Source organism: Pseudomonas sp. MF08875 (assembly GCF_059862525.1).
The window spans coordinates 83,273-94,437 of sequence record NZ_JCBCUW010000018.1 but is presented as its reverse complement, the minus strand read 5'-3'; the positions used below and the strand labels follow the sequence as shown (position 1 = coordinate 94,437).

Genomic DNA, 11,165 nt, shown 5'->3' with positions numbered 1-11,165 from the left:
CATGCCCTCAGCCGTGCGGGAAGTCAAGCGGCCTCCTGCATCTTGTAAATCACCCCGCCAATCGGGCTTAGTGCTTTCGCATCAATGTCATAGCAAGCGTCGAAACAGAGCTGCACGAAAGGCTCCCAGTCACGACTCCATGCCGTGGATGGAAGCTTGACGCCATACTCTGCAACCATCCAGGCACGGAACACCTCGGGCTTGATGAGAGGGTCAGGATTTGAAGACTGCCCGCCCTGGTGCATGTAGCGATAGCGACGGAACACACCCTTGGCCACGTACTCGCCCCGCCCTCTCTTGTCGGCCGTCATGCGCGGCGCCCGGGAACAGGCCAGATTGAATACGGCCCCTTCAGCATCATCCCGATCATCATCGGTAGGCTCTGCGGCGTACATGGCATTCCCAAAGGCGCGAAGCTGATAGTGAAGCCGCGCGATTGCGGACTGGATCTGACCAGCCAAGGCGCTATGCACCGCGTGGTTCGCCGTGGGCCCGCGCTCGGTGTTCTGCACCACCACGCCCAATTGAACAACGTCAGAGGTCTGGCCGGGGGCCGGGTTGTACTTGCAGTCATGCCAAGCCTGGCGCGCTGAGTTGATCTTCATGCTGCCTGCCCCTTCCTCAGTTCTTTGGTCTTGGCCCGGTATTCGGCGGTCATCGCCTTCAATTCTTCGATGGTGTACTTCTTGGCCTCATGAGGCCCTTCAAGCCACTCGACAGCCTCGATGCCAATCTTCTTGATTAGGCCAGGCCGATACCCCAGCAAGTTCCCCGACTTGCCCATGTTGCAGTTGCGATTGCATTGGAGATGTACGTTGAGTGGCTCAAAGCGAAGCTCTGGCGCTGCCGCTGTCGTCCTGTAGTGGCCCGCGCAGTACTGAACGTCCGCCGTCGTGCCGCAACTGATGCAAGGCTGACCGGCATCCCGCGCCCGTATCCAGGCGTTGAATGCGTGCTGCGTGTCCTTGAGGTGATCCGCCCTGCTCTTCAGCTTCTCCTTGCGCACCTTGATGTCCTTACGCTCGATGTCGGCCAGCGCCTTGCGCGCCTTAGGTGCGTGCCTGGGCGCGTCGATCATTGCGCAGGCCGGACTGCACACCGCCTGGCCCATACGCGAAGGGACGAATGAGGCCCTGCACGTGACAACGCGGCACTTCTTCGGCTTGGGCTGCTTCCGTTCGATGGTCATACAGCCTCCTTGGCTTTTTGCTGCTCAGGGGTGAAGTCGCCGCGCAGGGGCATCAGGTTCTTTTCGTGCTTAACCGCATGCATGCTTCTGAATTTGCACAGCCATCCACCAACCCCGGCCGCCGGCCTGAATTCGTAAACCTTGCCCGTGGTGGGCGAGACGATCAGGTCACCAGCCATTACAAATCGCACCAGCTCCGCGGTCTCGCCCAAGTACCCACCTGAAATCACCAGTGCCAGGTCGCCCGGTTTGAAGTTATGGCTCATCAGTAGCGCCCTCCCCAATTGTCCTTTTGTGTCCAACGCACCTGGTGCTCGGCGCCGAAGCAATGAACCCACTCGATCAACTCGCCGCACTGCTTCACGGTGAGCTTGCTTGTGCGTTCATAGATGACGTCGAAGCCGTTGCCGTCTACCGCTGGGATCATCTGTGGTTGATCGCCCGACTCACGCAGCCACGCGGCCGTCAGCAGGCGCTTCCAGATCAGAACGTCCCACTTCTTCCCGGCGTGCTCGACCTGGGCGGCGATATCGGCCAGCGCCGCGTGCAGGGCCTTGTTCTGCTCCCCGCTGCGGTCAACTTCGGTGATGGCCAGCTTCTTTGGCTTGGTAAGGTCAAGCGCGGCAAGGTGGCCCATGGCGCGGCTACGGTCTGATTCGTTGCGGATCTGAAGGCTGGTCATGATTGAACTCCAGTCTTCTTGCTGACCTTTCCCTCTGCCTCAAGCGTGCGCATGGTGTTGCGCAGCGTCTTTAGGTCCCAGTGAAACCGCAGGTACTTCCCGATCAGGTTTACCTTCGCTGACAGAACCAGGCTGATCGCCAGAAGCATTGCCGCTACCAACAGAGCGCCACCGACCAGCATCACGCCGTAGCCAAGCCACAAAGCGATTGACTCCAGAGTCATGACTGCTCTCCCTTGCCTATGGCGGCGATTACCTTTTGGGCCGCCTCATGGGCACCCTCGAAGCGTTCGACGTTGTCCTGCATGCACAGCAGCCCGCCATCGACTATGTCCCAGCAGTAGCCGTACATGGAGGTCATCCCTTTCAGAGCGACGAGCAGCGCCTCGTTCTCGGACTTGAGCCGGGCAACTTCTTCGCGCGCGGCATCGAAACCAGCAGCGGCATACTCAGCCTCGCTCTCAAGCCGATAGTTCTCGGCGATCAGGGCCAGGACTGCGGCTGGGTTGGCGGCTGCGATGAAATATTCATCGTCATGATGCAGGCCGTTGATGTAGCCGCTGCGGTCCTCGCAGCGAAGCTCTCCAACTTCGTACCAATCGCCCAGCGAGGCCTCGGCCAGCCGCTTCAGTTCGGTGTTGTCGGTCATGACAGCAGCTCCTTTGGCACGCTTGCGATTTCGCCAAGGACCGAGGCGACGATGGCGCGACAGGCGGCGATGAGGATTGTTTCCCCGTCACCAGCAGCATTCGTCATGCCGTAACGCTTTGCGTGAACGACACTCCCAGCACGAAGGATTTCAATTTCAAATTTATCCAGCAGCGCGCCGCCGCAATCCCAATCGCTGGACGGATACCAATCGAACTCAAATCCATACGCCCCGGAGTAGGTCAGGCGGATCGTGCGAGGAAGCGTCACCGGCTTTGCTGCACCCTTGAACAGCAAGCGCGTTTCGCTCTCGGTAACCTTGATCGCCGGCCGCATGCCTGGGTACACAGCACAGAAAGTCGCCCAATTCAGTGCGGCGCCAGACAGGTCTTGCGTCTTAACTTCTATAAATTCGGTCATGCCCGCTTCTCCCCTGCTTCTGCGATCACTGCCATGCGCTCCAACTTGCGCGCCTCACTCCAGGCCTCAGACGTGCGATCTCGCTCGCTGCCCTTGTCGACCCATTCCCAGACCGGCCGGCCGTTGCAGACCATGTAGGCCCGGTACATCTTGCTGTACTGCTGCTGGCGGATTTGCTGGACGCCTCGGCCTTTCAGGAAGCGCTCGTCCCCGGCCTGCGGCTTTGGCTTGGCCTGCGCGAAGCTGTATCGAATGCTGGTAACTGTCATGTCAGAAACCTCCCCGTGGGTTGAAGTCGTTCAAGAGGGATTTGGAGGACTTGCGGGGCGCTGGCGCGGCGGCTTCTTGCTGCTGCTCGCGCTGCCCTGCGTAGTTGACGAACCGTGCGAACTCGCCCTGGTGCTGGAGCAGGCAGTGCCCTACCGATGCGTGGCGGTGCTTCACCACGTCGATCTCGGTCACGCCGCTGCGCCCGAGGTCAGAATCGGCGTCACGGTGGGCAATCATGATGATGTCGGCGTCCTGCTCGATCTCGCCGGAGTCGCGCAGGTCGGACATTTGAGGCTTCTTCGTCGAGCGCGTTTCGATGCTGCGGTTGAGCTGGGCCAGGACGATGATAGGTATATCCAGTTCCTTAGCCATCGCCTTGATGCCGCGGCTGATGGCGCCGAGCTCAAGGTTCCGGTTCTGCTGACGCGAGCTTGCTTCGGGCGCGATCAGACCGATGTAGTCGATGACGATCAAGTCCAGTGGCTTGGCGCGGTGCTGAAAACGGGCGATGTTACGAATCCGGCTCAGCGGCAGACCGCCCTTTTGGCAGATGCGCAGATCGGCAGAGTGCATACGGCTAACGGCGCCGGTAATGCGCGTGATCGATTCGCCGTTGCCCATGGCCTGGCCGGTGTCGATGCTGCCAAGCGTTACCGCCGAAGAAGACGCCAGGCTGCGCTTGGAGAGCTCCTTGGCCGACATTTCGAGTGAGAAGACCAGCGCCGACTTGCTTTCTCGGATAGTCAGGTTTTCGGCGATGCCCAGGCCCAGCGTGGTTTTACCAGTGCCTGGGCGACCGGCGATGATGATTACGTGAGAGCCGCGCAGGCCTTGGACCAGTTCATCCAGATCCTTCAGCCCTGTTGCGTGGCCGTTGATGCCCTCGCCATTGAAGCGAGCATCCATTTCGTCAACGACCGGGCCGAGCGCTTCACGCAGGCTGATCACATCCGGCTCGTCGTCTTCGCTGTTCAGGGCCAGGACGGCCTCTTGAGCGTCTGCGATGATCCCGGCCAATGGCCGTGCATGGCTCGCCATGTCGATGATGGCTTGACCGATCTCCGCGACCTTGCGGGCCTTGGAGCGCTCTACCACGATACGGGCGTATTCAAGACCATTCGCAGCGCTGGGCACGCCGTTGTAGATCTCGGAGGCCCGGATCATGGTCAGTTCGCCGCTGGACAGTTCGTGGCGAATGTCGGCAATCGACACAGGGTCAGCTGGGCGGCCGGCAGAACGGGCAGCAAGGATAAGCGTGTAAATCTCAGCAACGTCTTGGTCGTAAAAGTCGGTCGGGCTGACCATGGCGCCGATTGTTTCAATCAGGTCTGGCTTGATGAACAGGGATCCGACAACGCCGTACTCAGCTTCCATCGCAACCAGTGGGCGGTCAGTAATCATAGGGCCTCCAACACTTTCAGGACCTTGTCCTGGCGGGTCAGAAACTCAATGTCAGCAGTCCAGCCCCGGTCGTTCTCGCCGGTCCAGTGCTTGCTCTTCAGGCAGTCGGTGAAGTAAGCGGTCCAGAATTCACCCTTGCGGAACGGGTAGATACCGTTGATTTCCATGTTCCAGCAGCCCTTGATCAGGGTTTTGCGCTTGGCCGAGAGCTTCAGGCACTTCGGCAGCTTCTCGCCGCAGACCGTGTTGTAGATTTCCTGAATCTTGCCGTACGGGATGCGGTCAGCCTTGGCGGCTGCAGGTTGGTCAGGTTGTGGGGTGCCCTGCTGTTCCGGTTCAGATTCCAAATCTTCACCGGTCGAAGCGGCAGCGGCGACAACTGCGTTAGCAGTTAGATTTGTATTTATGTCTTTTATGTGTGTGATTTTCGACACAGTGGCAGGTGTCTTTTCTACACGGTGTGTAGATTTCAACACAGTGGATTTATGGTCAATTTTCCATTCGTTGACAGGTAGGAAAGTGATCGGATCACGACTCCCGCCATCACGAAACAGAATCCGTTGACGGATGAGTGAGTTGATAGCACGGGATACGTTTGCACGTTCCGACTCGGCCTTCTCTGTGTCGCCATACAGCATCTTTGAGATGTAGAGCGCCGCTACCTTCACAGATTCTTTGTTGTAGCCAGCCGTGAGCCTATGAATAGCCAGAGCTACGCGCAGTTCACGGCCAGACAGTTCAGCCCCTATGAGGGCTTCGTAGAGATCGTTGTCCATCCGGGTAAATCCCCCGGTATTGCGTAGTGGGATGACATTGCTCATACTTGGGCCTCTGGATTTATTGCTACACGCCCTTCGGTTGCAGCCGTCGGACACAGCGAAGCCCGCAGATGAGCCAAACACTCACTGCGGGCTTTTTGTTTACTGTCTCTCGAATACATGTTCCGGATCGACCGGGCATGAAGCATTGCCACCGCTTGGTGGTACTCCTTGCTCAATTCCAGTTCTTCAGCAGGAAGTTGATACATCACTCCTCCTGCAACTGGTCTACGCCGTGGATGTGCTCCATCCAGCGTTTAGACGCATGGATCAGCATCTCGATATCGCGCTCGTTAAAGCAGCGCATCTCAGCCGGAACAATCTTCAGGTCGAGCACCGCCAGGATCTGAGCGAACTGCTCAAACTTCTCCGGCTTCATGCGGCTGATCGTCGCCTCGTCGCAACCCACTGCATGCGCTACTGGCGCATTGCCCACGGATGCAAGCTTCTGCACGATGAAGTGGTAATTCTTGCGGGACCTTACAACCTGTTCTTGGCTTAATTGACTGGTCGACATGATTAGGCCGCCGACGCGAGTTCAGGCCAAATCACGGTCCAGTCATTTGGGCGCAGGGACTGCCGGGTCAGAAGACCCATAGTTTCCCGCTCAAGAGACGAGGCCACGCTGGCGGACGCTTGCTTATTGCCATAGGCAATCTGTTTCAGGTAGCCGCGAGTGGTCCCGGTTCTTTCTACAACCTCGTCCGAGGCTGTCTTGAGCCACTCCAATAACTGTGTGTGCTTGGTTCGCATCACGGATTCTCCTAAGTGATGCGCAGATTATTACCGCTTGGTAACCATTAAATCAATACCGGATGGTCATTTACCGAAAAGTAATGGCCGTAGAGAATCGCCGAATGGAACTACATGACGTGCGCAGGGCGAACCTGCAAAGATTGATGGACAGAGAATTCGGCGTTGGTGCGCGGGGCGCGCAGTCTCGCCTGGCAGAAAAGCTCGACAAGCCACAGAACTTCATATCCCGTTGCTTGGGGCCTTCCGATAGGCCGGGCGCAAAAACCATCGGCGAATCTATGGCGCGGGAAGTGGAAGAGGCCTTCGGGCTGCCCAAATATGCTTTGGACAGCCTTGGCCTGGGGAATAGCGACACAATTGACGTTGAGGGGCTTCCTGCTGCGCTGGCTCAGAAAATTAAGAGCTATCGCCCAGTCGTAGAGGTGCCTCGTTTCGATATAGCCGCATCAATGGGCCCAGGCACGGAGCCGCCAGAAATGAACATGGTTGTTGAGCACATGCGCCTCGATGCCAATTGGGTGCGCCAGAACCTTGTCTACACGTCTACTGACAACCTAAGGCTTATCTCAGGCCGCGGAGACAGCATGGCGCCTACTATTCGAAACGGTGACGCCCTGCTTGTAGACTCCGGCGTCACGTCTGTCGAGTCAGATGCAATCTATTTCTTCTTGATGCGCGGGCAGCAGCATGTGAAGCGTATCCAGCGCAACCTTGATGGCCTGACAATCATCTCGGATAACGGCCAGTACCGCGAAATTGACGTTCCGGGCGACCGTGAGAGCGACATCCAGGTGCTGGCCCAGATCATTTACTGGTGGACTGGGCGTAGCTTCTAGCCCTTTCCTGACGGGCTGCAATATCTTGAACACGGACGTGTACCTATAATCAAGCCATGAAAGACATAACGCTTTACCTCGACGGCACATCCCCTGACCAGCTCTCAATGAAGCGCCTGGCGGAGTACCTGCGCGAACTTTCTTCCTTCTACGGATCGGAAGCATCTGTGCATTTTGACTCTGTAAAAGAAGGCTCTGCGATGCTCGTTTGTCGCGTTGAAGACACTTGCTACCCAGTGGTACTGAATCAGGTCCGGGAGGTTGCAAACGGTATCGGCGCTAAAAGGCCTACCAGATCCTTCAGGAAGCTTTCGGACCTGATGCTGGATGATCGGGTTGACGGATATCTAAAAGCCGAAGGCGCGCAGATCATCCAGTTTCCAAGAGGTAAGCTGGCCGAGCCCCCGCTGAGGGTAATAAAAGAGTCTAGCGTCCAGGGGCGCCTGTATAGCGTTGGCGGTAAAGACTCCACAGTCCCCATTAGGCTGGAGGGTGCTGACGGGGAGACCTTGCTGTGCGAAACCAACGTCCAGATCGCTGAGCGCCTCGCGCACCTTCTTTTCAAGCCGGTCAGGCTCACGGGAGAAGGTGAATGGGAGCGGCGTCCAGATGGCAGTTGGAGGCTGATAAAGCTTGTAATTTCTTCGTTCGCGAAGCTTGAAGACGTTGGATTCAAGGCTGCCATAGCAAAACTGAAGGCAGCCGGGGGCGTCAAATGGGACGACATGCCTAGCCCCCACACAGAAATCTTGGAATCTAGGGGCTAGGGTGAAAATTGTAATCGACACGAACGTTCTGGTTCAGATCATGCAGAACGAGGCCTCCTCTGATCTTCGTCATCCGGAGACAGGGGAATTGGTAGATAGGGTTTTTGACCGCGCCGCTGCGCTTGTCGATCACATAGACACTCTGGGAGGCGTAGTTATCATCCCTGCTCCGGTCCTTGCGGAGTACCTCTTCGGCGTAGACAAGGGCGCGCTCCAAGCACACCTAGACGTTATCAGTTCCGTAAAATCAATAGAGGTTGCTGCGTTTGATCAAGTCGCTGCAATCGAGTGCGCGATGCTTGTATCTGATGCCGAGCAAAAACAGATGGACCCCGCTGCGAGCAAAGCAAAACTTCGCGTTGATCGGCAGATTTTAGCGATAGCGGTAGCATTAGGGGCTTCTGAGATTTGGACTCACGACATCGGTCTTATGAACAAGGCCAGGTCGGTTGGGATATCAGTGAAGTGCCTTGCCGACATCGGTCCGCCGCCACTGCAATTCGGATTTGAACCTCGGATGTGAGCCTACTCAATAGCTAGCGATGCTCCGCATATCTACAAAAGCCCGCCACCGAGCGGGTTTTTTTTCGCCTCGTTAAAATTTATTACCAAACGGTATTTACTTAAATTATTACCATGCGGTAACTTTACATCCATCGAGTCACCCAACAGGTACTCGCCAGGGCCTACCAAGACCCGCCGCAACACAGGCAGCGATGCCAGGCAGACGCCGAACCGCTCTTTAACAGCCAGCGCAACAAACAACAGACCGCATTGCCTCTACCGGCGACCGGCGAGCAGACAGGCCCGAAAGCCTGCCAACGACAGGGAAAACCTTGTACGGCTGCTCGATGGTGAAACGCCAGAACCGTGTATGCCCAGTAGGCACGAATGACCCGGCAAGCAATGCGCCCCGCGAATCCCAGCGGCAGATGGGAGAGACACCAAATTCAAGAATTAGCGGGCCCGATAGCTTCGGCTGGGACCGCCGGACCTCATGCACCCTGCCCCACTCAATCAGGGCACTCAGAGCTGTAGCGTGCATGTTGTAAGGACCTGTGATCCACGGCGAATAGATGCTGTTTGACGCTGTGAGTAGGAAGCTCGAAGCCCAACCACGAAGACGAACGGCCAGCCCTGCAATCAGCGGCGGGTAACTGGCCAACACCGATGACGCAGCAAACCCAGGCCGTCGCCAGTAGCGGGCCTGGGCACCACAGATTTACTGATGCCGCTTCTATGAGGCGGCATTGGAAATCAACGGAGATCAGGAAATGAAAATAGAAGCATCGCCTAGACAGAAAGTCGTCCTGGAAGCGCTGAAAAAATGGATATCTGAAAACGGTTGGCCGCCAACTCGGGCCGAGCTGGCAAAGGATCTTGGTATAGCGTCGCCAAACGGCGTGGATGAGCACCTAAAAGCTCTTGCTAAGAAGGGTCACATCACCATGGTGCCAAAGGTGAGTCGCGGCATTCGAATTGTCGCCTGAACCATCCTCCTGTGCATTCACAGAGTGCGCAGCGGGATGCGGATGCACGCCCAGGCTGATGGGCAAGTGTAAGACCTGAGGGATCGCGGGAATCGTGGCCGGTAAAGTGAGTAAGCGCCCAGATGGCCACGGCGAGTCCAAGAATAAGCGGCTGAAACCTTCGCCCCGGTGAAACCCCGGTGTCACTAAGGCCGCTAATAGTCGTGCCGGGATCAGCTCCGGCCATCTGCATCACCCAACCAAGCCGGAGATCACCATGCTCCTTCTGTTCCTGATCGGCGCAGCGCTCAGCCATGCGCGGCCAGAACCGCCACCTGATGACGGCCTGCCAACCGATCCACTGCGCTTCATCCGTGAGCGCTGGCGAACGATCACCGGGGTCGCGGCGCTCTGGCGCTGACCTCCCCGCCCAAAAACCACTGCATCGGTGAAAGGCCCGAACGTCCAACGGGCCTTTCTTTTCCCGACACAACCCGCATGCGACTTCCCACGGCGCCCTCCGGCAGCTGGCCGTGCTGTGAGGTCGCAGCCGAGTTTTGTTGGATCAATCAACGAATGGAGAGAGTCATGAGCATTCAAGACGGAGGCCCTGCCTTCCCTGTCGCGGATTACGACCACATGGTTTTTGAGCCGAAGACAGTCGCCGAAACGAAGCGTGATTTGTCCGGGATGAGCCTGCGCGACTATTTCGCGGCAAAAGCCCTGCAAGGCATGAGCGCGAACCCTTACTACGACGATTACGAGTTCGACACGATCTCAGAAATGGCCTACGCACAGGCCGAGGCCATGCTCGCCGCCCGTTCCGCCTAACCCCAAACACTGGAGGTCGCCATGGCCCGCACTTACGAATATTGGACGGTCAAGGATGGCGAAGACATCGCTATCAAACTGACCGTCGCATATTACTCGGCCCGGAAAGGAAATTTCAGTTCGCAAGCCGCCGATCCCGATGAGTACTTCGGCCATTGCGAAATCAATTGGGAGTCGAAGGACGACACCAGCTTCATGACTGAATCCGAGATTGCCTCGATGGAGGAATGGCTTGTAAACGAGCATTCCGAGTACCTGGCCGATCAGGACTACTACGACTGACCCGCCACCCTGGAGGCGACCATGGAACACGAAATAGTTGTTGAGGGGTTTGTCCTCCAGGTGGAGGTGACCCACTGCGTGAATGAGCCGGCGCGACCCGGTACCTGGGACAGCGACTGGGACGCAATGGGCGACCGAGAGCTGGAGTTCAAGCTGATCGCGGCCAAATGCTACGACGAAGACGGCGTGCCGATGGACGTTCCTGGCTGGCAGTTGCCGGTTCTGGCCCATCAGTACTACACCCCAATCACAAACGCGCTGTGGGTAGAGATAGACGCCCTCAAGCGCCGAGAAAGACGGTGGGCAGCATGAGCAGCCAGCACGATTTGGCCGTTGGCATGCTTGAGGGGTACATCGCTCGCGTGATTGACCCTGAATGCAGCGCTGTCGCGGTGAAGGCCTCGGCCGGTACTGCTCTTCTGATCTTTCGCACCCTTGGGATCATTGATTCCAAAGAGGACGCTCATTACACCGAACGATTGCGCCGCGCCTATGAGCGCCGGAAAGGAGATCCACATGACTACTGCACCGGTTAAATCACTGATCGACGAGCAGATTGCTGAGATCGAACGCAGCCTGACAATCCTCGGCGCCGGCCTGCCGCGCGACCTGCCTGTGTCGGCACTGCCGCCAAAGCTTGCTGCTGCGATCAAGGGCGGCCGGATCGCGGTTAGGGTTCGGCCATGAGCGCCTACCAACGAGCCAAGCGCCTCTACATCTGGCGAGGCTCTGCCATCGTCCTACTCCTGTGTACCGCATGGATGCTCGCAAGCGCCTACGCCGGTCACGTTACCCA

Annotated in this window: 22 protein-coding genes; 10 read left to right on the top strand and 12 right to left on the bottom strand. The window is 57.6% G+C overall.

Annotated elements, in window-relative coordinates:
- Nucleotides 1–23 precede the first annotated feature (23 nt).
- From AC19YT_RS13010 to AC19YT_RS12955, 12 genes are all read right to left on the bottom strand, one after another.
- The gene (locus AC19YT_RS13010) at nucleotides 24–605 is read right to left on the bottom strand and encodes a hypothetical protein (RefSeq protein WP_095111164.1); all 582 of its coding nucleotides are present in this window, start codon (nucleotides 603–605) and stop codon (nucleotides 24–26) included.
- Complete coding sequence (locus tag AC19YT_RS13005; RefSeq protein ID WP_500610406.1) at nucleotides 602–1,189, bottom strand: recombination protein NinG; 588 nt, start codon at nucleotides 1,187–1,189, stop codon at nucleotides 602–604. Before AC19YT_RS13005 ends, AC19YT_RS13010 begins: the two co-directional genes overlap by 4 nt.
- Nucleotides 1,186–1,455, bottom strand: coding sequence for a hypothetical protein (locus AC19YT_RS13000; RefSeq protein ID WP_500610405.1), 270 nt, complete (start codon nucleotides 1,453–1,455; stop codon nucleotides 1,186–1,188). Before AC19YT_RS13000 ends, AC19YT_RS13005 begins: the two co-directional genes overlap by 4 nt.
- Nucleotides 1,455–1,871 carry a recombination protein NinB gene (locus AC19YT_RS12995; RefSeq protein WP_500610404.1) on the bottom strand — a complete coding sequence of 139 codons (417 nt, stop codon included), beginning with the start codon at nucleotides 1,869–1,871 and terminating at the stop codon, nucleotides 1,455–1,457. The genes AC19YT_RS13000 and AC19YT_RS12995 overlap by 1 nt, the downstream gene beginning before the upstream one ends.
- Nucleotides 1,868–2,095: a hypothetical protein gene (locus tag AC19YT_RS12990; RefSeq protein ID WP_177006222.1), complete on the bottom strand. Its 228-nt coding sequence runs from the start codon at nucleotides 2,093–2,095 to the stop codon at nucleotides 1,868–1,870. The genes AC19YT_RS12995 and AC19YT_RS12990 overlap by 4 nt, the downstream gene beginning before the upstream one ends.
- Nucleotides 2,092–2,520, bottom strand: a complete 429-nt coding sequence (locus tag AC19YT_RS12985) for a hypothetical protein (protein WP_500610403.1) — start codon at nucleotides 2,518–2,520, stop codon at nucleotides 2,092–2,094. Before AC19YT_RS12985 ends, AC19YT_RS12990 begins: the two co-directional genes overlap by 4 nt.
- Nucleotides 2,517–2,939 (bottom strand): phage protein NinX family protein, encoded by a 423-nt coding sequence (locus tag AC19YT_RS12980; RefSeq protein WP_095110401.1) that lies wholly within the window; start codon nucleotides 2,937–2,939, stop codon nucleotides 2,517–2,519. Before AC19YT_RS12980 ends, AC19YT_RS12985 begins: the two co-directional genes overlap by 4 nt.
- The gene (locus AC19YT_RS12975) at nucleotides 2,936–3,208 is read right to left on the bottom strand and encodes a hypothetical protein (RefSeq protein WP_500610402.1); all 273 of its coding nucleotides are present in this window, start codon (nucleotides 3,206–3,208) and stop codon (nucleotides 2,936–2,938) included. The genes AC19YT_RS12980 and AC19YT_RS12975 overlap by 4 nt, the downstream gene beginning before the upstream one ends.
- Before the next feature lies 1 nt (nucleotide 3,209).
- Nucleotides 3,210–4,610, bottom strand: coding sequence for a DnaB-like helicase C-terminal domain-containing protein (locus tag AC19YT_RS12970; protein ID WP_500610401.1), 1,401 nt, complete (start codon nucleotides 4,608–4,610; stop codon nucleotides 3,210–3,212).
- Nucleotides 4,607–5,431 (bottom strand): replication protein, encoded by an 825-nt coding sequence (locus AC19YT_RS12965; RefSeq protein WP_500610400.1) that lies wholly within the window; start codon nucleotides 5,429–5,431, stop codon nucleotides 4,607–4,609. The genes AC19YT_RS12970 and AC19YT_RS12965 overlap by 4 nt, the downstream gene beginning before the upstream one ends.
- A gap of 205 nt (nucleotides 5,432–5,636) precedes the next feature.
- The gene (locus tag AC19YT_RS12960) at nucleotides 5,637–5,945 is read right to left on the bottom strand and encodes a CII family transcriptional regulator (protein WP_500610399.1); all 309 of its coding nucleotides are present in this window, start codon (nucleotides 5,943–5,945) and stop codon (nucleotides 5,637–5,639) included.
- 2 nt (nucleotides 5,946–5,947) lie between these two features.
- A complete protein-coding gene (locus AC19YT_RS12955; protein WP_500610398.1) occupies nucleotides 5,948–6,181 on the bottom strand; it encodes a hypothetical protein in 234 nt (77 codons plus the stop codon).
- A gap of 104 nt (nucleotides 6,182–6,285) precedes the next feature.
- Here AC19YT_RS12955 and AC19YT_RS12950 point away from each other — a divergent pair, with 104 nt between their 5' ends.
- From AC19YT_RS12950 to AC19YT_RS12905, 10 genes are all read left to right on the top strand, one after another.
- On the top strand, nucleotides 6,286–7,020 hold the full coding sequence (locus AC19YT_RS12950) for a S24 family peptidase (RefSeq protein ID WP_500610397.1): 735 nt from the start codon (nucleotides 6,286–6,288) through the stop codon (nucleotides 7,018–7,020).
- Between the two features lie 56 nt (nucleotides 7,021–7,076).
- Nucleotides 7,077–7,787: a hypothetical protein gene (locus AC19YT_RS12945; protein ID WP_500610396.1), complete on the top strand. Its 711-nt coding sequence runs from the start codon at nucleotides 7,077–7,079 to the stop codon at nucleotides 7,785–7,787.
- 1 nt (nucleotide 7,788) lies between these two features.
- Nucleotides 7,789–8,310, top strand: coding sequence for a type II toxin-antitoxin system VapC family toxin (locus tag AC19YT_RS12940; protein WP_500610395.1), 522 nt, complete (start codon nucleotides 7,789–7,791; stop codon nucleotides 8,308–8,310).
- Nucleotides 8,311–9,037: 727 nt separating this feature from the next.
- Nucleotides 9,038–9,277, top strand: coding sequence for a LexA family protein (locus AC19YT_RS12935; RefSeq protein ID WP_500610394.1), 240 nt, complete (start codon nucleotides 9,038–9,040; stop codon nucleotides 9,275–9,277).
- A 256-nt stretch (nucleotides 9,278–9,533) separates the two neighbouring features.
- A complete protein-coding gene (locus AC19YT_RS12930; protein ID WP_500610393.1) occupies nucleotides 9,534–9,677 on the top strand; it encodes a hypothetical protein in 144 nt (47 codons plus the stop codon).
- A 167-nt stretch (nucleotides 9,678–9,844) separates the two neighbouring features.
- Nucleotides 9,845–10,087, top strand: a complete 243-nt coding sequence (locus AC19YT_RS12925; protein WP_500610392.1) for a hypothetical protein — start codon at nucleotides 9,845–9,847, stop codon at nucleotides 10,085–10,087.
- A gap of 21 nt (nucleotides 10,088–10,108) precedes the next feature.
- Nucleotides 10,109–10,369 carry a hypothetical protein gene (locus AC19YT_RS12920; RefSeq protein WP_200656480.1) on the top strand — a complete coding sequence of 87 codons (261 nt, stop codon included), beginning with the start codon at nucleotides 10,109–10,111 and terminating at the stop codon, nucleotides 10,367–10,369.
- A gap of 21 nt (nucleotides 10,370–10,390) precedes the next feature.
- Complete coding sequence (locus AC19YT_RS12915) at nucleotides 10,391–10,681, top strand: hypothetical protein (RefSeq protein WP_500610391.1); 291 nt, start codon at nucleotides 10,391–10,393, stop codon at nucleotides 10,679–10,681.
- Nucleotides 10,678–10,905 carry a hypothetical protein gene (locus AC19YT_RS12910; protein WP_500610390.1) on the top strand — a complete coding sequence of 76 codons (228 nt, stop codon included), beginning with the start codon at nucleotides 10,678–10,680 and terminating at the stop codon, nucleotides 10,903–10,905. Before AC19YT_RS12915 ends, AC19YT_RS12910 begins: the two co-directional genes overlap by 4 nt.
- Nucleotides 10,886–11,056 (top strand): hypothetical protein, encoded by a 171-nt coding sequence (locus tag AC19YT_RS12905; protein WP_017528181.1) that lies wholly within the window; start codon nucleotides 10,886–10,888, stop codon nucleotides 11,054–11,056. Before AC19YT_RS12910 ends, AC19YT_RS12905 begins: the two co-directional genes overlap by 20 nt.
- The last annotated feature ends 109 nt before the right edge of the window (nucleotides 11,057–11,165 follow it).

Coding starts and splice junctions, on each gene's coding strand:
- AC19YT_RS13010 (WP_095111164.1), bottom strand. CDS start 605: ATGAAGATCAACTCAGCGCGCCAGGCTTGGCATGACTGCAAGTACAAC.
- AC19YT_RS13005 (WP_500610406.1), bottom strand. CDS start 1,189: ATGACCATCGAACGGAAGCAGCCCAAGCCGAAGAAGTGCCGCGTTGTC.
- AC19YT_RS13000 (WP_500610405.1), bottom strand. CDS start 1,455: ATGAGCCATAACTTCAAACCGGGCGACCTGGCACTGGTGATTTCAGGT.
- AC19YT_RS12995 (WP_500610404.1), bottom strand. CDS start 1,871: ATGACCAGCCTTCAGATCCGCAACGAATCAGACCGTAGCCGCGCCATG.
- AC19YT_RS12990 (WP_177006222.1), bottom strand. CDS start 2,095: ATGACTCTGGAGTCAATCGCTTTGTGGCTTGGCTACGGCGTGATGCTG.
- AC19YT_RS12985 (WP_500610403.1), bottom strand. CDS start 2,520: ATGACCGACAACACCGAACTGAAGCGGCTGGCCGAGGCCTCGCTGGGC.
- AC19YT_RS12980 (WP_095110401.1), bottom strand. CDS start 2,939: ATGACCGAATTTATAGAAGTTAAGACGCAAGACCTGTCTGGCGCCGCA.
- AC19YT_RS12975 (WP_500610402.1), bottom strand. CDS start 3,208: ATGACAGTTACCAGCATTCGATACAGCTTCGCGCAGGCCAAGCCAAAG.
- AC19YT_RS12970 (WP_500610401.1), bottom strand. CDS start 4,610: ATGATTACTGACCGCCCACTGGTTGCGATGGAAGCTGAGTACGGCGTT.
- AC19YT_RS12965 (WP_500610400.1), bottom strand. CDS start 5,431: ATGAGCAATGTCATCCCACTACGCAATACCGGGGGATTTACCCGGATG.
- AC19YT_RS12960 (WP_500610399.1), bottom strand. CDS start 5,945: ATGTCGACCAGTCAATTAAGCCAAGAACAGGTTGTAAGGTCCCGCAAG.
- AC19YT_RS12955 (WP_500610398.1), bottom strand. CDS start 6,181: ATGCGAACCAAGCACACACAGTTATTGGAGTGGCTCAAGACAGCCTCG.
- AC19YT_RS12950 (WP_500610397.1), top strand. CDS start 6,286: ATGGAACTACATGACGTGCGCAGGGCGAACCTGCAAAGATTGATGGAC.
- AC19YT_RS12945 (WP_500610396.1), top strand. CDS start 7,077: ATGAAAGACATAACGCTTTACCTCGACGGCACATCCCCTGACCAGCTC.
- AC19YT_RS12930 (WP_500610393.1), top strand. CDS start 9,534: ATGCTCCTTCTGTTCCTGATCGGCGCAGCGCTCAGCCATGCGCGGCCA.
- AC19YT_RS12925 (WP_500610392.1), top strand. CDS start 9,845: ATGAGCATTCAAGACGGAGGCCCTGCCTTCCCTGTCGCGGATTACGAC.
- AC19YT_RS12920 (WP_200656480.1), top strand. CDS start 10,109: ATGGCCCGCACTTACGAATATTGGACGGTCAAGGATGGCGAAGACATC.
- AC19YT_RS12915 (WP_500610391.1), top strand. CDS start 10,391: ATGGAACACGAAATAGTTGTTGAGGGGTTTGTCCTCCAGGTGGAGGTG.
- AC19YT_RS12910 (WP_500610390.1), top strand. CDS start 10,678: ATGAGCAGCCAGCACGATTTGGCCGTTGGCATGCTTGAGGGGTACATC.
- AC19YT_RS12905 (WP_017528181.1), top strand. CDS start 10,886: ATGACTACTGCACCGGTTAAATCACTGATCGACGAGCAGATTGCTGAG.